At 42.1% G+C, this 18,456-nt stretch carries 17 protein-coding genes; 9 read left to right on the top strand and 8 right to left on the bottom strand.

The features are described 5' to 3' along the window. Positions 1–81: 81 nt before the first annotated feature. Positions 82–807 (top strand): AraC family transcriptional regulator, encoded by a 726-nt coding sequence (locus BWD47_RS02200; protein WP_075593275.1) that lies wholly within the window; start codon positions 82–84, stop codon positions 805–807. Here the strand turns inward: BWD47_RS02200 and BWD47_RS02205 are convergent. Beyond that, entirely contained in the window at positions 804–1,673 is an 870-nt protein-coding gene (locus BWD47_RS02205) for a BadF/BadG/BcrA/BcrD ATPase family protein (RefSeq protein WP_075593276.1), read from the bottom strand. The two genes, BWD47_RS02200 and BWD47_RS02205, sit on opposite strands and share 4 nt — an antisense overlap. A gap of 2 nt (positions 1,674–1,675) precedes the next feature. Beyond that, complete coding sequence (locus BWD47_RS02210; protein ID WP_075593277.1) at positions 1,676–2,404, bottom strand: copper homeostasis protein CutC; 729 nt, start codon at positions 2,402–2,404, stop codon at positions 1,676–1,678. Between the two features lie 389 nt (positions 2,405–2,793). Between BWD47_RS02210 and BWD47_RS02215 the strand changes: the two genes are divergently transcribed. Together BWD47_RS02215 and BWD47_RS02220 are read left to right on the top strand one after the other, a co-directional pair. Beyond that, positions 2,794–5,583 carry a TonB-dependent receptor gene (locus tag BWD47_RS02215; RefSeq protein ID WP_075593278.1) on the top strand — a complete coding sequence of 930 codons (2,790 nt, stop codon included), beginning with the start codon at positions 2,794–2,796 and terminating at the stop codon, positions 5,581–5,583. A 70-nt stretch (positions 5,584–5,653) separates the two neighbouring features. Beyond that, positions 5,654–6,070, top strand: a complete 417-nt coding sequence (locus tag BWD47_RS02220; RefSeq protein ID WP_065979063.1) for a GNAT family N-acetyltransferase — start codon at positions 5,654–5,656, stop codon at positions 6,068–6,070. A 40-nt stretch (positions 6,071–6,110) separates the two neighbouring features. On the opposite strand, the gene minE is transcribed toward BWD47_RS02220, so the two are convergent. The 3 genes from minE to minC are packed head-to-tail and all read right to left on the bottom strand — an operon-like array spanning position 6,111 to position 7,895. Then, positions 6,111–6,374, bottom strand: a complete 264-nt coding sequence (gene minE / locus BWD47_RS02225) for a cell division topological specificity factor MinE (RefSeq protein ID WP_036971927.1) — start codon at positions 6,372–6,374, stop codon at positions 6,111–6,113. 1 nt (position 6,375) lies between these two features. Next, on the bottom strand, positions 6,376–7,185 hold the full coding sequence (minD, locus tag BWD47_RS02230; RefSeq protein ID WP_036971926.1) for a septum site-determining protein MinD: 810 nt from the start codon (positions 7,183–7,185) through the stop codon (positions 6,376–6,378). A 5-nt stretch (positions 7,186–7,190) separates the two neighbouring features. Then, positions 7,191–7,895 (bottom strand): septum site-determining protein MinC, encoded by a 705-nt coding sequence (gene minC / locus BWD47_RS02235; RefSeq protein ID WP_036971924.1) that lies wholly within the window; start codon positions 7,893–7,895, stop codon positions 7,191–7,193. A gap of 156 nt (positions 7,896–8,051) precedes the next feature. On the opposite strand from minC, the gene BWD47_RS02240 reads away from it, so the two are divergent. Both BWD47_RS02240 and BWD47_RS02245 read left to right on the top strand, forming a co-directional pair. Beyond that, positions 8,052–8,333, top strand: a complete 282-nt coding sequence (locus BWD47_RS02240; protein ID WP_036971922.1) for a YcgL domain-containing protein — start codon at positions 8,052–8,054, stop codon at positions 8,331–8,333. After that, positions 8,326–9,351 carry a lytic transglycosylase domain-containing protein gene (locus tag BWD47_RS02245; protein ID WP_036971921.1) on the top strand — a complete coding sequence of 342 codons (1,026 nt, stop codon included), beginning with the start codon at positions 8,326–8,328 and terminating at the stop codon, positions 9,349–9,351. The genes BWD47_RS02240 and BWD47_RS02245 overlap by 8 nt, the downstream gene beginning before the upstream one ends. Before the next feature lie 252 nt (positions 9,352–9,603). Here the strand turns inward: BWD47_RS02245 and BWD47_RS02250 are convergent, their stop codons facing one another. Beyond that, entirely contained in the window at positions 9,604–10,161 is a 558-nt protein-coding gene (locus BWD47_RS02250; RefSeq protein ID WP_036972862.1) for a GbsR/MarR family transcriptional regulator, read from the bottom strand. Between the two features lie 250 nt (positions 10,162–10,411). On the opposite strand from BWD47_RS02250, the gene adhP reads away from it, so the two are divergent. Then, entirely contained in the window at positions 10,412–11,422 is a 1,011-nt protein-coding gene (adhP, locus tag BWD47_RS02255) for an alcohol dehydrogenase AdhP (RefSeq protein ID WP_075593279.1), read from the top strand. Between the two features lie 71 nt (positions 11,423–11,493). On the opposite strand, the gene BWD47_RS02260 is transcribed toward adhP, so the two are convergent. Both BWD47_RS02260 and BWD47_RS02265 read right to left on the bottom strand, forming a co-directional pair. Then, a complete protein-coding gene (locus BWD47_RS02260; RefSeq protein WP_074989081.1) occupies positions 11,494–13,905 on the bottom strand; it encodes a TonB-dependent siderophore receptor in 2,412 nt (803 codons plus the stop codon). 191 nt (positions 13,906–14,096) lie between these two features. Further along, positions 14,097–15,365, bottom strand: coding sequence for an amidohydrolase family protein (locus tag BWD47_RS02265; RefSeq protein WP_075593280.1), 1,269 nt, complete (start codon positions 15,363–15,365; stop codon positions 14,097–14,099). A 147-nt stretch (positions 15,366–15,512) separates the two neighbouring features. Here BWD47_RS02265 and BWD47_RS02270 point away from each other — a divergent pair, with 147 nt between their 5' ends. The 3 genes from BWD47_RS02270 (at position 15,513) to BWD47_RS02280 (ending at position 18,433) form a co-directional block, all read left to right on the top strand. Continuing rightward, the gene (locus tag BWD47_RS02270; RefSeq protein WP_075593281.1) at positions 15,513–17,336 is read left to right on the top strand and encodes a DUF885 family protein; all 1,824 of its coding nucleotides are present in this window, start codon (positions 15,513–15,515) and stop codon (positions 17,334–17,336) included. Positions 17,337–17,414: 78 nt separating this feature from the next. Then, positions 17,415–17,912 (top strand): YcgN family cysteine cluster protein, encoded by a 498-nt coding sequence (locus BWD47_RS02275; RefSeq protein WP_065979069.1) that lies wholly within the window; start codon positions 17,415–17,417, stop codon positions 17,910–17,912. Further along, positions 17,912–18,433: an RNA methyltransferase gene (locus BWD47_RS02280; protein WP_036971908.1), complete on the top strand. Its 522-nt coding sequence runs from the start codon at positions 17,912–17,914 to the stop codon at positions 18,431–18,433. The genes BWD47_RS02275 and BWD47_RS02280 overlap by 1 nt, the downstream gene beginning before the upstream one ends. The last annotated feature ends 23 nt before the right edge of the window (positions 18,434–18,456 follow it).

An 18,456-nucleotide genomic window follows, 5' to 3' on the forward strand; every position in this document is an offset into this window, starting at 1 on the left:
TAATAAAAATTCGGTTGACAATGCAATAAAATCGGCGTTTAAAATATAATGGCAATGACATTTTTTAGGGGTGTTTTAGTTATGAATATTCAAGAAATAATAAAAAAAGCGGGAGTCAATCAGCTCATTGCTGCATTTGATCTATTGCCCGATATCCTCTTTTGGGTGAAAGATACGGATAGTAGAATATTACATTGTAATCAGCATTTTATTGAACATCAGGGTTATAAAACTCTAGAGCAAATTTTACTAAAAACAGATTTTGACTTTTCGCCTAAACACTTAGCGTTTCAATATGTGAATGACGATAAGCGAGTGATGGAAGGCTTTATCGTGACAGACCGTCTGGAGTTAAATCAAACCCTGCAAGGTGAGCTTGGCTGGTTTTCAACATCTAAGCACGCACTCAAAGATCACGATGGTAATGTGATTGGCACCTATGGTGTGACGCGCCATTTACAAAAAACATCTAAAGCCCTTTCACACGTGCGTGCAATTGAAGAACCTGTTAAGTATATTCGCGAACATTATCATCGCCAAATTAGTATTGATGAGCTGGCAGAACTCGCACACTTATCGATTAGCGCTCTAGAAAGGCGATTTAAAAAGCACTTAGCAAAGACTCCAAATCAGTTTATAAACGAAGTGCGTCTCGAAAACGCACGTAAATTATTAATTGAAACACGCATACCAATATCACAAGTAGCGTATCAATGCGGTTTTTCTGAACCAAGCTATTTCAGCAAACAATTTCGGCGTTTGTTTGGTGAAATACCATCACAAATGCGTGCTCAATTAGGCGACTAACATGACTGTTTTGCCAATAAAATAGCGCCTTCTTCAGCACTAGCTTGCGCTAACGTTAACTGAGATTGACTTGATGGGCTTAACCAAGGAGTAATGGCTGAGGCAATACCGCCTACCAAGGTAACACGGTGTATATTTTGAGCTTTAAAGTAAGCGATATAGCGGTCTATAAAAGAACCTGCCTCGGTGAGTAATTGTTGGCAGAAACTATCGTTAGGATGCGCGAAAACGAGCGGCGCAAACTTGGCGAGTTCCCCAGGGGAGGCCGTTATTAACTGTTGGCTTAAAGCTTGACTCGACTTGCAATCGAGCTCATCTAGCAGAGTATTTATAACACTTGAGCGCTGTGTAACGCCATCGAGTACTTCAAATGCTTTTCGGCATAGCTGTAAGCCTAGCCAGCCCCCACTTGCACCATCGCTTAGCAATAAGCCATATCCGCCTAACTCGGCGATGTGCTGATGACGTTGGAAACCGGCGCAAAAACCCGTCCCAAGAATAATGACCGCACCATCATGATGCTGATGAGCGCCTTTACACGCAATCACTAAATCGGTTGACACAGTAAACTGAGCAAAAGGGTGCTGCCACTGCGCCATTGCTTTGCTTGCTGACTCGATATTAGCCCCTGCAAGACCTGCATGCGCAGAGGTTTTTTTCAGCTCAGTGAGAGGTAAGCCAGCATATTCAAATGCACGTTTAGTGGCATCCAATAGAGATGCTTGGCTTTGCACAGCGCTGGTAGCGACATTGGCTGAGCCGCTAATTGCTTCACTCAATAGATGACCGTCTTGGTTTTCTAAGCGAACTTTACATTTACTGCCACCGCCGTCGATACCTAGATAATACAGGTGCTTTGTAGTCATATTTAATCCTTTTTGAGCAATGAACAAATTGCATCTATGTCGATATCACCAATCGAATTATGCACACATGTGTGAACATGCAGAGATGCCTTCGCTGAATGATGGTTTATTAATTGCCACAATGTTGGCGCACTATCTAACGTTATGCCGCCACCAATTACAATTTCTGGCTTAGCATTAGCATGCACGAGTAAGGTGTTAAGTTGAGTTTGTCCATCGACTGCATTACGCCCACTTTGCCATGGTGTGCCTGACGTTAAAATGCGATCGACATTTAATGCAGTGAGTGAGTCAAGGGCTTTTATTGGTGATTCAAGCGTGTCGAAGGCACGGTGAAAAGTAACCGTTAAATTAAAATACTTTGCAGTATTAACCAACGAATGGGTTATGTCTTCATCGACTTGCTGATGTTTAATTGCACCAAATACTACACCATGTGCACCGGATTCTGCTGCGTACTTGATCTGTTCACGCATTATTTTATGACACTGAGAATCGACTTCGAATTGATCATTGTACGGACGTATCATCACTAATAATTCTGCATTATTCTTTAAATTTTTCACTGCACATTCAATGGCTGACACACTCGGAGTTAAACCGCCAAGATGCAAATTACAGCACAGTTCAAAGCGTTTCACGCCTAATTGGCTCGCTGATGAGATATTGTTTGCGAGCTGCTTTAAATGACTTTCGTTTAAGCAGACTTCAAGAATTTTACCATTACTCATTGCTGTTTTTTTGTCTTATATATTTTGGGTCGTTAAATTTGCTAAACATAATGTCATGTAAGTACTAGCTTGTATTTATATTTTGTTATTTAAAATCAATTAGTTGATTTTGTTTTTTTTGTTGGTTTTGTTCATGGAATTACTATAGAAACTATGGGGTTACTATAAAGCAGAATATAAAAAAAAGAATATAAAATATTCCATACGCCGATTTTGTCATATCTGTCACCGAATTTTTATTATCACTTTTTAATCACTCACCCTATTCTGAGTTTGAGTTTTACAAGCTGTTAACTCCCAATAATCAGTTTCAAAACGACAACAATAAAGTGCTTTTGTAAGCAGTTTAGTCTTACAAGCATAAGCAGAACACACAACTGGAGAAAGGCATGGGCACGCAAAGAGCAATAAAAAGAAAAGGGCAAGGACGGCATTTTAAACGCAATGCAATTTTGCTTTCATTACTCGCGGCGGTTAATACAACTTACGCAGCAGAGCAAGCTGAAGAGGATGTTGAAGTAATTGAAGTGCGAGGTATACGATCTTCAACGGCAGAAAATTTAGCAATTAAACGTTTATCAGCTGCCACGGTTGATGCAATTACAGCCGAAGATATTGGTAAGTTTCCTGACAAAAACGTCGCGGACTCATTACAGCGTGTATCGGGCGTGCTGATTGACCGTGATGGCGGGGAAGGCAGTCGAGTGAGTATTCGTGGTACTTCACCTGATTGGACACTCACGCAATTAAACGGTAATTACATTGCATCATCTGGCTCGGGTACGCCCACGCGAAGTTTTAATTACACATTACTGCCTTCGAGTATGATCAAAAGCGTTGAAGTATATAAAAGTGCAGAGGCACGAATCGATGAAGGTGGCATAGGTGGTACTGTCATTTTACACACACGTAAGCCACTCGAAATGGAAGCAAACTCGGGCGCATTAAGCGCTGAATTAACTTATGATGATGTGTCCGAAGATACTAAGCCGCAAGTAAATGTGCTGTATTCATGGAAAAATGATGACGAAAACATAGGTGTATTAGCAGGCTTTACACGTCAAGACCGCACCGTGACAACAATTACTAATAATGCCTCACACTGGCGTTTTCACTCAGATACAGTTGAGGGTGCAGAACGCCCTGCGTTGGTCGACCAGGCAACTGGTGAAGTGTACAACAATGTCTGGGCACCTCGTGCTATGAGTGTGAATAACTCAAATCAAGACCGCACTCGGGATGGTTATCAAGTCGCAGTACAATGGGCTCCAAGTGACAGACTTGATCTAAACTTTAACTATTTTGGTGCCAAGTTAGGCTATGACCAAACAGGGCAAAGCATTACATTTGCGGAGTGGAATGATAACCATAATCCGTATTACGGTATTGTTCTTGATGGCGATACAGTTATCGCGTACGGCAATGGCGACAACGGCTTACTCAATGATAATAACTGGGGTGATGCTGATGTAAACGGGGGGGTGCCTGTTCGTCGTGGTTTGTTGTCGCCACAATTAACTGGGCGTGAGCGTTTTGGCGAGTCAAAATCAAACACCTACGATTTCGAAGGCACTTATTATGGTGATACTTACAGCGTTACAGTTAAGCTTGGACACACAGAAGCTGAAGGCGGAACGTCAAAAGAAACGTACGCAAATATTGATGCGCGCCAAGGCTCTGTAAATAGCTGGTTATGGTCAATTGAGAATGGTAAGCCGCATTATGAGGTATCCACTGATTTGGCAACCGATAAAGAAGCATACCAATACTATGATTGGTTTGATTCATATTCATCAGAAAATGAAGATTCAGAAGATTACCTTCAAAGCGATGTTAAATTTGATCTTGATGGCAGCTTTTTCACTCGTTTCTATGTGGGTGCGAAATACAGAGATCACGAGATTAAAGGGATTCGTAATGACTTTCGTTGGGATGACGGCATAGCTGATAATGGTGGTTACCGTGGCTATTTACCAGGAACAGAGTGGTTTCATAACCCAGATTTTCATCCAGATCCGGCGACGCTTGTAAGTGACCATGTTGTTGATAATAGTGCTGGTGATACAGGTGCATTCAACTTTTTAGCGTTTGATTTTAATGCGCTTGATGATTATCTAAAGCAAAATTTCAGTCAAACAGTGATGCCAAGCCTATCAGGCACCTATGCGCTTGAAGAAAAAATATGGTCTGTTTACTCTCAAGCTGATTTCGAGTGGCAAAACTTCCGAGGTAATGTAGGGGTCCGCTATGTAAACACTAAGCTTAGTACCCTTACATACGACGACGTCATTGGCCAAGATGATGATGATACAGATCCAAATGAGCGCAGTAGTGATGGCAGTGAAGTATTACCTAGCTTTAACTTAGCATGGGATGTAACCGAAGACCTCGTCGTTCGTTTTGCGGCCGCACGTACTATGGCAAGGGTAAGTTATTCTGACTTAAGTCAAGCGGAGTCATACGGACCACCCGTTAACATTAACTCACCAGATTCATGGACTGGTAGAGGTACAGGAACCTCTGTAAATACCGGCCTTGAGCCAATGCTTTCTGATCAATTCGACTTAGGAATTGAGTGGTATTACGGTGATGGTTCGGCGCTTGGTGCTACTTTGTTCTCTAAAGATATCTCTAACTTACCGATTTCGACTGTTGAAATTGTAGAACGTGAACACGATTGCTGTAATGGGCCGATCGAAGTAGAAATGAACACCAAAGTGGGTGGTGGGGATGCGAAATCTGAAGGTTTAGAGCTGTTCTTCCAACACTCGTTTGATAACGGCTTTGGTATTTTAACTAACTATACCTACACAGATACTAGCACTAGCGAAGTATCGACGGATGGGCAAAAAACAGAGGCTGAAATTCCGGGTACAGCTAAGCACCAATACAATGTTTCTGTGTACTTTGAAAATGACGACTTTAGCGTTCGAGCTTCGTATAACTGGAAAGATGATCGTGCAAACGGTATTCACCAGGGCTACAACTTATACACTAAAGACTATGGTCAGTTAGATGTGAATGCATCTTACAACCTGACTGATGCGTTGTCATTTACAGCGTCGGTGGTAAACCTAACAGAAGAAATTGAAGAAGGTTATTGGAAGCAAAGTAATCGATTTACCTATAACCAATATTCAGGTCGCCGTTTTTACCTGGGTGCAAACTATAACTTCTAGCAGAAAGTTGTTTGTTAAACGCCAAAAAGGTACCTTACTTAAGGTACCTTTTTTGTTGTAAGGACATGCAGTGATAAAATTTATAAAAGCGACAGTTCTAGACAAGCCTTACTTGCTCACCTTACGCTTAAATACCATGGTTGAGCATTTAGAAAAGCAAGGTTTGTTCTTATCTCTTGAGCAACATCAAGCACGCGTAGCAGAGCATTTTGAGCACAGTCATTTAGTCTTTGCAGAGGCACAATGTGTAGGTCTTGCTAAGTTTACTAGAGAACAAGATCACATAAACTTACTGCAGTTACAAATAGAGCCAACAGAGCAAGGGAAGGGGTTAGGAACAAAGGTGTTACATGCGCTAAAAAATGAAGCGAATGTAATTAACTTAACCGTTCTTAAAGCAAATCCCGCATATGGGCTTTATCAACGGGCAGGTTTTAAAACCATAGGCGAGGACGACTACGAGTTTCATATGCAGTGGCAGAAATAAAAAAGGGCGCTGTTATCTATAACATGGCGCCCAATTTTGACTATTTCTTTTCTTCGTCAGGTAAAGTGACATTAAGCTCAAGGACCGCTAAATCATCTTCGTTTTGGTCAAATTGAACCTGAACTGCATCAGTGCTTACGTTCACGTATTTACGAATAACATCAAGGATGTCTTGTTTTAGCTGTGGTAGGTAATCAGGCGTACCACGCTGTGAACGTTCGTGTGCGACAATGATCTGCAATCGCTCTTTTGCAAGTGACGCACTGCTTTTCTTTTCTGAGCGGAAGTAGTCAAGTAAAGACACATTAACCTCCAAAAATCCGTTTGAACAAGCCTTTTTTCTCTACATCTAAAAAGCGAAAATCAACTGTTTCACCTAGCAGGCGATTAATTGCATCTGTGTACGCTTGGCCCGCATCAGATTCAGAATCTAAGATCACAGGTTGACCAGAGTTCGATGCACTTAATACCGCTTGTGATTCAGGAATAACACCTAATAGTTTAATTGCAAGAATTTCTTGTACATCTTCAACTGATAGCATCTCGCCTTTTTCAACACGCTCTGGGTTGTAACGCGTTAATAGTAAGTGTTCTTTTACGCTTTCAAGGCCTTCTTCAGCACGCTTAGACTTGCTGTGTAAGATACCTAAGATACGGTCTGAATCTCGAACCGACGATACCTCTGGGTTGGTAGTAACAATTGCTTCATCAGCAAAGTACATTGCCATCATGGCACCCGCTTCGATACCCGCAGGTGAATCACAGACAATGTAATCAAAATCTTTTTTCAGCTCGTTTAGAACGCGTTCAACACCTTCACGGGTTAGGGCGTCTTTATCACGGGTTTGTGAAGCAGGTAAGATAAAGAGTTTATCAACACGTTTATCTTTAATTAGAGCCTGATTTAGGTTTGACTCGCCATTAATAACGTTTACAAAGTCATAAACAACACGGCGCTCACAACCCATGATAAGGTCTAGATTACGCAAACCAATATCAAAGTCGATAATAACGGTTTTAAAGCCTTTAAGTGCTAAACCTGTGCCAATTGCAGCACTCGATGTGGTTTTACCAACACCACCTTTACCAGAAGTAACGACAATTACTTTTGCCATGAGATTTATCCTTTAACCAAAGCTGAAATTTCTAATGAATCATTTTTTTGTTGGATTTGTACGGCATTACCCCAGTGTTCACCTTGTAGGGAGTCGCTGATCCAATAACTGCCATTAATAGAAACAAGTTCTGCTTCTAATTTTTGGCAAAATATTTGTGCCTCGTTGTAACCTTTAGCCCCCGCAATTGCACGGCCGCGTAATGTGCCATAAATATGCACATTACCATCGCTTATGACTTCAGCGCCGTGGCTTACAGCCCCAATAACAATAAGGTCGCGATCTTTTGCATACACTTGCTGCCCTGAGCGCACCGTGCCATGAATGACTTGTGCTGGAAGGTGAACAGTTTTTTCAACGATAGACGTATTTGTTTGTTGTTTAGCGGTTGCTCCCTTAACGTCCTGTGAATAGTTCAAGACCGATAAGCCCGCTGCTTTTGCGTTTTCGTTTTGTTCTTGCGTGCCATTACACACACCGACAGGATTAAACGATAAGCTTGTTAACATAGACTTTAAAAACGAGAAATCAAGCGCTTCATCTTGTACGTCGCTTAAGTTGATTACGATAGGCGCACCGGCAAAAAACTTAGGTGCTTGGGCGATTTTCTCATCTAACTGCTTACTTAAAAGAGAGGTATCTGCTGAAAATAAATGTAAAACAGATAATGTAAAGAGGTTCCCTTTTAATTCAAAAATTTGTTCCGACATACACGCTCAATTGAATTTTCTTGGTTAGTCGTATTTACAGATAAACGCAGGCTGAACAAGGCTTATACAGTAAAAATCTAACCTAATTTTTATAACTTATTATTTGACTCATGTTATAGTGTGCGCCTTCGTTAAGCAAGATATTATAGGGTCATAATGCTAACTGCGGTGTATAAAAGTAAGAAAAAAGCGGATACCTACCTTTTTGTAGAGAAAAGAGAGGATTTTAGTCGAGTCCCAGACGCTTTATTAGCGACATTTGGCCAGCCTCATTATGTGATGATGATCAATCTTGCTAGCCGTAAAAAGTTAGGTGTTGCAGATTTAGAGGCGGTTAAGCAAGCGTTAATTGAGCACGGTTTCTACTTACAACTACCTCCGCCGGAAGAAAACCTGCTGACCGAATTTAAAAAAGACAAGGGAGCTGATAGTGATTAAAAAACTTGCCGTTATTTTATTAAGTGCCTCGTTGAGCACATCTGTACTAGCAGAACAAAAAACACAAGCCGATTTTGATTTATATGTTGCCGCATTAAAAAAAGAAGCGCTTGAAAAAGGTTACGACCAAGCACTGCTTGACCAAGCCTTTGCAACGGCTAAATTCAAAGAAAAAGTAATCTCGGCAGATAAAAATCAGCCAGAAGTAAAAGAAACACTAGAAACCTATTTACCAAAACGTGTGCCGCAATGGAAAATTGATCGCGCGCGTAAATTGTATAAAGAAAACCAAGACGTTCTCGAAAAAGTAGCGAAAGAATATGGCGTTCAAGCACGCTTTATTGTTGCACTTTGGGGACTTGAAAGTAATTTCGGTAAAATTCAAGGTGGACACAGCGTGATTGCATCACTCGTGACACTTGCATTTGATGGCCGCCGCGAAACCATGTACAAAAATCAACTTTGGGCTGCACTTGATATCTTAAAAGAGGGGCATATTACCCTTGATAAGTTCAAAGGCTCATGGGCAGGTGCAATGGGGCAAACGCAGTTTATGCCAACCTCATTTAATTCTTATGCGGTTGATTACAATGGTGATGGTCGCAAGGATATTTGGACAACCGAAGAAGATGCCTTCGCCTCTATTGCAAATTACCTTAAGCAAGCAGGGTGGAACGATGACTTAACGTGGGGTCGCCAAGTTAAATTACCAGAAGGCTTTGATAACGCAAATATTCTTAAACGTGGCACTAAAACGCGCAGTCAATGGCTTGAATATTGGAAAGAGTCAGAGCGCAGTCTAGCTGACTGGCAAGCATTAGGTGTTCGTAAAATGGATGGTAGTGACTTACCAAACGTGGACATTACTGCCGCGATGGTGATGCCGGATGACGTGAACGGCCGCATGTATCTAGCCTACGATAACTACAAAGCACTCATGCATTGGAATCGCTCGTATTACTTTGCAACCAGTGTGGGTTACTTATCAGATCGTATCGGTTACCCAGCGATTAAGTAACTTATTGTTATTAACTGTTAGGCTTAGTTTTAACTGAGCCTGACGGTTTATTGCCTCCTTACAAGATTACTCCCTGTGCAATGAAATAACATTAAGTGCAGTTTTGATTATTCGTTCAAAATCCACTAAAACATGACCTGCAAAAGAACGCCCGAAACAAGTATCACGCCTACAATATTAAACTCGTAGGAACGGCTTCAGCCGTGAATCTCAAATGTTCGGCGTTAAAACACCTCCTACAAACTCGCTAACTTACTCACTCTTTCCCGGCTTTTTCAAAATCTTATCTTTAAAATCCAGTACCTTACCAATACCAGATCCTAGCTTCATGAGACTTTGTAGTTGCTCTGGACTTAAGCGTTGTAACTCTGCTGACCATTTAGTAACGGTTTCGAGTAAATCGTGGATTTCTTGCATTTGCTGTTGCGCAAAGCGTTCATCATCGGTGTGGGCTTGTTCGAGTAGGTTATCGCGAAGCAAGCTTAGAGTTGGATCAATTTCGCGCTTTTTGCGCTCTTCAAATACACGGTTTGCCATATCCCAAATACTGCCAGCTGGGCCATAGTATTCTTTACGGTCGCCCGGAATATGGTGCACTTTAATTAAGCGCCAAGACTGAAGCTCTTTTATGCCCATGCTTACGTTTCCGCGTGAGATACTTAACGTATCGGCAATTTCGTTGGCGGTCATCGGCTCTTTTGTAATGGTTAATAAACCACACATTTGGCCAATAGTGCGATTAAAGCCCCAACGGCTTCCCATTTCACCACAGTGCATTACAAAGGCTACGTTTTTTTCAGATAGGCTCATAATTTTCATTGTTCAAAAACTTCAGAAATTAAATGCTAGCACGCCATGGGTATAACTAAAAGAAATAGCCACTATTGATTGTATTGCGACTAAAGTTTGAGTTGTCACCAATGCAGGTATATCTAGCTGAATGTATTAATTTATTTTTATAACTCCAGTAAAAATGTATGGCTTGATGTGGATCAATAACAGTGACAATTAATCTGTTTATCGTATACGCTGAAACCCAATAATACCATGGAGGAACGTTATGAAAGCCGCAGTAAATAAAGAGTACAAAGGTAAATTAAGCATTGAAGATATCCCATGTCCAGACATTGGTGTCAACGATGTACTTGTCAAAATTGCCGCGTGTGGTGTGTGCCACACTGATTTACATGCATGTCATGGGGATTGGCCTGTAAAACCTAAAATGCCATTGGTGCCTGGTCACGAAGGGGTCGGGACTATCGAAAAAGTGGGTGACAATATTAAACATTTAGTCGTGGGTGACCGTGTTGGGGTGCCTTGGCTTTACAGTGCCTGTGGCCACTGTGAGTTTTGCTTAGAAGGCAAAGAAACCTTATGCCTTGAGCAGCATAACACAGGTTATTCGGTAGATGGTGGTTACGCCGAGTACTGTGTAGCTCATGGCGATTATGTGGTTAAAATTCCTGAAGGATTAGGTTTTTCAGAAGCAGCACCTTTGTTTTGTGCAGGGGTCACAACCTATAAAGCACTCAAAGTAACAGGTGCTAAAGCCGGTGACTGGGTGGCCATTGTTGGTGTGGGCGGTTTAGGTCATTTAGCCGTGCAATATGCAAAAGCAATGGGCTTTAATGTGATTGCAGTTGATACGGGTGAAAGCAAACTGAATCTTGCCAGAGAACTCGGTGCAGACATTACCATTGATTTTATGAAGCAAGTACCAAGCGAGACTATCTTTGAGCAAGTCGGTGGTGCGCATGGAGTAGTGTGTACTGCGGTATCAAAACCAGGTTTTGAGCAAGCTTATAAAAGTGTGCGTCGTGGCGGTAAATGCGTGCTTGTAGGCTTACCCCCAGAAGACATGCCATTGCCTATTTTTGATACGGTACTGAACGGTGTATCGGTAGTTGGCTCAATAGTGGGCACGCGTAAAGATTTACAAGAGTGTCTCGACTTTGCCGCAAAAGGCAAAGTTAAAGCTATTATTGAAGAAAAACGCCTTGAAGATATCAATGAGATTTTTGACGACATGCTAAAAGGCGATATTACGGGTCGTATCGTGATGACGTTTTAATAACGAGTGAGCGGTTATTAAACAAGCGCGACTACGTTGGGTCGCGCTTGTTTAGTTTTACCGGTAACTACTTATAACGTATAGCTAAACGTTAATTTAGCATTGCGCTCTTCACCTGGCATACCGCCTAAGAACATTGCTTTTGAGTAATACGTTTTGTTAAACAAATTGTTTAAGTTTAACTGTAGTTTCCACTCATCTGTTTGGTATTGAATTGCGGCGTCGTAAACTGTGTAGCTAGGTACGTAACCATCTGGAATACCAAACGAGGTTGAATGTGTACTGCGGTCATCAACATATTGAATCCCTGCACTTATCGTTAGTGGCTGAGCTAAATTAAACCACTGAGCATCGTAGCTTAACCAACTACTTGCCGTGACATAAGGTACCCCTTTTTGACGCGAATCAAAGCTTGATGAATTTGGGTTCTGCTTATCACGGGCATCCTGATAGACACCATTGATGTTAAGTTGCCATTGCTCATTTAAATCCGCATTTAAATCAAGCTCAACACCTTTTGTTTGCTCTTCACCATCATAAAAGCTCTTTGGTATAGAAGCATCAGACACGCCGGCTTCATAATCTGGGTTTGCATACTCTAGGTTGGTACGGGCACTGTCAAAAATGACCAATGATGCCAATAGTTGATCATCAAAGGCCTTTACACGCATGCCAATATCGTTACTGATAGACTCGGCATCATCACGGTCAGCTTCGTTACCCGTTACACTACCTAACACGCTATACGCTGTGCGGCCTTTTGAGTGATTTATAAAGAACGAAATGTCGTCGTTTAGTTTATATGTCGCACCTAGGTTGTAGGTCATACCGCTGTCTGAAGTATCTGCTTCTGGTGTTGGCTCTGCGGCGCTTGCACGGTAACGAGGGTCAACGCCAAAATGCTGATAACTTTGTTTAATGCGATTAAACGCGACACCCACACGCGTGGTAAAGGTGTCATGAATATAGGCAACATGCTGAATACCAACTCCCCACGCTTGCACTTCTTTGTTGTAGTCGCTGGTCTTTAGAGGATCGTAATCAGCAAAACTTCCCGCGCCCCAATTTGGCGTTCGAATATCAAAAATATACGGGAGTTGGCCTTGGTAAATAACCTCGCCTTGTTTATTTTTAATGACCTGATCGGCATCATAAATAGAGTATTGTTTAAAACGAATATCACGGTCTTCGTAGTTGGCGTTAACGAGTAATTCGTTATCGATACCCGCAAAACTAAAGTCATAACGAAGATCTGCAAAGTATTGCCATGATTTTTCATCTGCTTGCACTTGGCGATACTCTTGGCGACGCGCAGCAAAGGGATAAAGCACGTCATCAACAACTAACGGGGCGCGAGGGTCGGCATTGATCACACCATTACGATTCCAATACACATAGTTATACGCTCCAGTTTGACGCGCAAAACTTGATTCATAATTTCGGTATTGTAATTGCTGATTTAAAAATAAATTATCAGTAATAAAGTAGTTATGCGTTAACTTAAAACGCAGTTCTTCGCCTTCGTTATCATTGGCCATCGGCGAAATAATGCCATTATGACCGAAGGTATACGGTGTTAGGCCATCATTTGCTGCGAGTGAATCTGCTAATTGCTGGCGTTGCTGATCTGTTAGTTGCAGCCCTTTTGCCGTTGCATCGTTAACTAAATCAGCAGCGGTGACTTCGCCAGCCGTTTTACCATTCACAGAGTCACTGTTAAAAATACGAATAGGGTGGCCAATCGAGTCAACAGCAATGGCGTCTTTGATATAAGCACCTGAAAGCATTATGTCTTGTTTGTCGCTAAGCACATATTTCAACGCCGCGTAAATTTCGTCACGGTCATCTTTTAAATCGCGATAGCCGTCACTGCGCGCTGTTTTTGCATTCACTCGGTACGCTAAATTATCCGTTAAAGCAGCTGTGCTATCAAAGCCCAACGCATAGCTGTCCCATTGGCCAAGTTCGGCACTAACGGTGTGTTTTTCAGTGAATTGTGGTTTCTTTTCAATAAGGTTGATAACACCACCGGCACTGCCCATTCCATACAAACCTGTGGCAGGGCCTTTAAGTACTTCAACCGATTCTACGTTAGTCATTGAGCGGGTAGGGTTAAAGGTGTTACCAAGGCCAGCACCACCGTACATGCCATCGTAGGTGTAGTTTGCGCCTAAACCACGGATCACTAAGTTATCACCAATGCCATAATTATTACCCGCCTGCGTTACACCGCTGATGTTACGTACCAAATCTTGTAAATTTGTGGCGCCTTGTGAATTTATGAGCGCTTGATCAACCACCACCACGGGGGCTGGTGTTTCCATTAAGGTCATGTTTGATTTTGTCGCAAGACCAGACTCAAGTACCACGCGATTTTGTTTGTCGTAGACGGTAATCCGTTCAACATCGTTTAAATCATTAGCGTTAACTGAAAAAGCGCTGATACAAGCAAGGGTTAAAACAGAGTATTTGTAAGTTGTCATTATAGAAAAGAAGTTAAAAATTTTCGGTAATGATAATGCGAGTGGTTTTCATTTCAAGTATTATTTATCTAAAATGGGTAAATAGTCAGTTTAGGTACAATCAAATAACATCTTATAAATGGTTGGTTAACTTTTTACTGGTAATTAGGAGATGTGCTGGTTTCAATAAAATGAAACCAGCAAATTGGTGATTACTTATAAACAATGCCGTCTTTCATAACAAATTGCACGTTTTCAAGTACGGCAATGTTTTCAAGAGGATTTCCTTTTACGGCAATAATATCGGCTAAAAAGCCGTTTTTAATTTGGCCAAGTTTATCATCAACTTTCAGTAGCTTAGCACTATTAATGGTTGCTGATTGCAGTGCTTGCAATGGTGTCATACCAAATTCAACCATACGTGAAAACTGCTTCGCGTTATCGCCATGTGGGTAAATTGCAGCGTCGGTGCCGAACACCATGTTCACACCCGCTTTAACGGCGCGACTAAAGCTCTCACGTTGTTTTTTAGATACTTGACGCTCTTTATTTAGGTTTTCTTCATCAACACCGTTTTGCTCGCCAAAGGTCAGCGTGTATTCGGTATTATAAATATCCATTGAGAACCACGTACCGTGTTTTTTTGCAAGCTTAATTGCTTCGTCATCCACAAAGCTTACGTGTTCTACACTATCAACACCCGCTACAATGGCAGCTTTAATACCACTGGTGCCGTGAGCATGGGCAGCTACGGTTAAACCACGTAAGTGAGCTTCATCAACAATTGCATTCATTTCATCTTGCGTATATTGCTGAATACCCACTTTAGTACCTTTAGAGAAAACACCACCTGTGGCACAAAATTTAATGGCATTCGCTCCGTATTTAATGTTTTCACGTACCTTAGCACGGGCAGACCAAGGACCATCTGCAACACCTTCTGCGGTGTATTTCATTTCAGGTGGTAAACGGTTGTTATCACAATGGCCGCCAGTAACCCCGAGTGATGGGCCCGCAGCCCAAATACGTGGACCGACAATATCACCTTCGTTAATACCGTCGCGCACCGCAATAACGCTATACCCTTCTGCGCCTAAGTTACGTAATGAAGTAAAACCAGCATACAGTGTTTTTTCGGCAAAATGGGCGGCTTTAATCGCTTTGCGCGGCACTGATTGACCAATTCGTGCACTACGAGGCACTGTAGGGTCGCTGGTCAAATGTACATGCATGTCCATTAAACCAGGCACAAGTGTGAGTTCTAATAATTGAATATGCTTATCGCCATCTTTTAAGCTAGGCTGTGTATTCGTCTGTACAGCCGTTATCTGACCATTTTCTATACTGATTAGTGGTGATTTAATCAATTTTCCTGAATTTACATCGACCATGGCTTTTGCCGATACGTAGGTTGTGGCGTAGGTATTTACAGAGGCTAAGCAGGCAAGACCTAAGCTAATCGCGAGAACTGTTTTTTTCATTTTTATTCAATATTGGTAAGTCGAAGTTTCACTTTACCAATCACGTTAGTGTGTGTAAATAAAGTGCGATAAGTTGCAGCGATACTTGCTAAACAGGGCGCTAAACCCGCATAATTTACGGGTACTTAATTTAAGGGCAGGGAAAGAATGAAAAACATAAAATTAGCACTACTTAGTTCAGCAGTGATGCTCGCATTAATGGGTTGTAATGAATCAACGCCAAAAAGCGAAACAACACCTACAACAGCAGCACAACCATCTGTAAAAACAGAATCAGCCAGCGCACAGCTGGATACATTACTGACCAATTATTTTGAAGACGGTTTACAATTTAACCCGATTGGTGGCACTTATATTGGCCGAAACGAGTTTAACGACGATTTTATTGCCCCGATCAATGAAGCCAATCGCAATGAGCAGCTTAACTTCATTAAAGAATATAAAAACAAACTGGCAAATATTGATAAGACACAATTAACAGGCCAGTCTTTATTAAGCTATGAAATACTCGCTCGAGACTTGGATTTGGCTATTGAAGGGTCACAATTCCCAAGTTACTTAATGCCCATAAATCAAATGGGCGGCGCGCATAACACTTTTGCCGCGTTAGGGTCTGGGCAAAGCGCACAGCCTTTTAACACCGTTGAAGACTATAAAGCATTTGAAAAGCGTGCAGATGGCTTTATCGCTTGGTTAGAGAGCGTTGAGCAATCAATGCGCCAAGGCATGAAAGACAAAGTGGTACTTCCTAAACCGCTTGCTGAAAAACTATTACCACAATTTCAAACTCATATCGAAGAAAAACCAGAAGAGTCATTATTCTGGGGGCCGATTGCTCAGTTACCTGAGTCATTCAGCGACGAACAAAAAGCAGAGCTGACAAGTGCATACACCGCGATGATCAGTGAGCGTTTAGTGCCTGCGTATCAAAAAATGGCTGACTTTTTAGCCAACGAATACATACCAAATGCCCGCGAAAGCATTGGTTACAGTGAGCTGCCAAATGGTAAAGCATGGTATGAGTATCAAATTAAACAGCATACAACACTGAGCCTAAACGCTGATGAAATTCATGACATTGGTTTAAGTGAAGTATCACGCATTTTATCTGAAATGAAAAAAGTAAAAGAAACCGTTGGTTTTGAAGGGGATTTAAAAGCGTTTTTTGAACACCTTCGAACCTCTGATGAATTTTACTACGACACCCCAGAAGCGCTGATTGCGGCTTATGAAGAAGTGAAAGAAAAAATTGACGCAAAGCTGCCGCAAATGTTTGATATTGCGCCGAAAGCGCCTTACGTTGTAAAAGCCGTTGAAGATTTCCGCGCAGAATCTGCTGCGGGGGCATCGTATCAATCACCTGCACCAGATGGCTCACGTCCGGGTATTTTTTACATCAATACGTTTAACTTAAAAGCACAGCCTAAGTTTTTACTTGAAACCTTATCAATTCATGAAGCGGCACCAGGACATCATTTCCAAATTGCGCTACAACAAGAAATTGAAGGCTTACCGCTGTTTCGTAAATTTGGTGGGTACACCGTGTTTGCTGAGGGCTGGGCACTTTATGCAGAAAGCCTAGGTAAAGAGTTAGGTTTATTTACCGACCCTTACATGTGGTATGGCCGTTTATCTGACGAACAACTGCGAGCAATGCGCTTAGTACTCGACACGGGTTTCCACGCAAAAGGCTGGACTCGTCAGCAAGGTATTGATTACATGCTTGCGAATTCGTCGATGGCTGAAAGTGATATTATCGCTGAGGTTGAGCGCTATATCGCATGGCCAGGCCAAGCACTGTCTTACAAGTTAGGTCAGTTTAAAATTCAAGAACTACGCGATTATTGTAAGAAAGAACTGGGTGATAAGTTCGATATTAAAGCGTTCCATACGCAAATTCTGATCGATGGTGCATTACCGATGCCGATTCTTGAAGAGAAAATTAAGCGTTGGGTTAGCGAGCAAAAGTAATAGCTCTAGCACTCTAAACTTTGCGCGCATGCTGGCTTTAAGCTAGAATGCGCGCTGTTAGGGGCTTTGAGTAATACCATGTTAGAAGATAAATTTTGGCTTAAGCGCTCGCTTGAGCAAATGTCACGAGAAGAATGGGAAGCCATTTGTGACGGCTGTGGTAAATGTTGTTTAAACACATTTATTGACAGCGAAGACGAAGATGAATTCGCCGCAACAGATCAACTTCGCGAAGGTGAAGAGCTTATTTTCACGAATATCGTATGCCAATACCTTGATAACGATAGCTGTGGCTGTAGTGAGTATGCTAATCGTCAAACTCTCGTGCCTTCATGTGTAAAGCTCACCAAAGAAAACCTAAAAGATATCTTCTTTATGCCACAAAGTTGCAGCTACCGTCGTTTGCATGAAGGCCGTGGTCTTGCGTCTTGGCACCCACTGCTCCATGGTGGCAGCAAAGAAATGATGCACCAATTAGGTATTTCGGTGCGTGATAAAACGATAAAAGACTGTCATGTTGACCTCGACGACTTTGATTTATATGTTGCTGAATGGCCAACCATGGACATCGATTAATGACTACGCTAAAAGCATCGATTGGCCTTATAAACCCCAAAAGCCCAACCAACGTTGGCGGTGTATTACGCGCCGCAGGATGTTACGACGCCCAGCAGGTTTTTTTTACCGGCAGCCGTTATCTGCGTGCGAATAAGTACCACACTGATACCAAAAATGTGCTTGAGCATATCCCACTGACGCAAGTTGAAAGCCTTGAGCAAGCGAAGCCAGAAGGCGCAACAACGGTAGTGATAGAGCTTGTAGAAGGCGCCACGCCATTACCCGAATTTAAGCACCCAGAAAATGCGTTTTATGTGTTTGGCCCCGAAGATGGTTCGGTCAGTAAAGACGTGCTGACATGGTGTGATGAAGTGGTTTATGTGCCTACCATTGGCTGCATGAATTTAGCTGCTACGTGTAATGTTGTGCTGTATGACAGGTTAGCCAAACTGGGTGGCATTGAAAGCTCAGACACGACTATTTTTAGCAGCCGCGATACTAATAACTCTTTAAAATGGCAGCAACAAAAAGAGCGCTAATGCGCTCTTCTCATTTATCAGTT

It is taken from the genome of Pseudoalteromonas sp. PAB 2.2 (genome assembly GCF_001938575.1).
GTDB classification, from domain to species: Bacteria; Pseudomonadota; Gammaproteobacteria; order Enterobacterales; family Alteromonadaceae; genus Pseudoalteromonas; species Pseudoalteromonas lipolytica.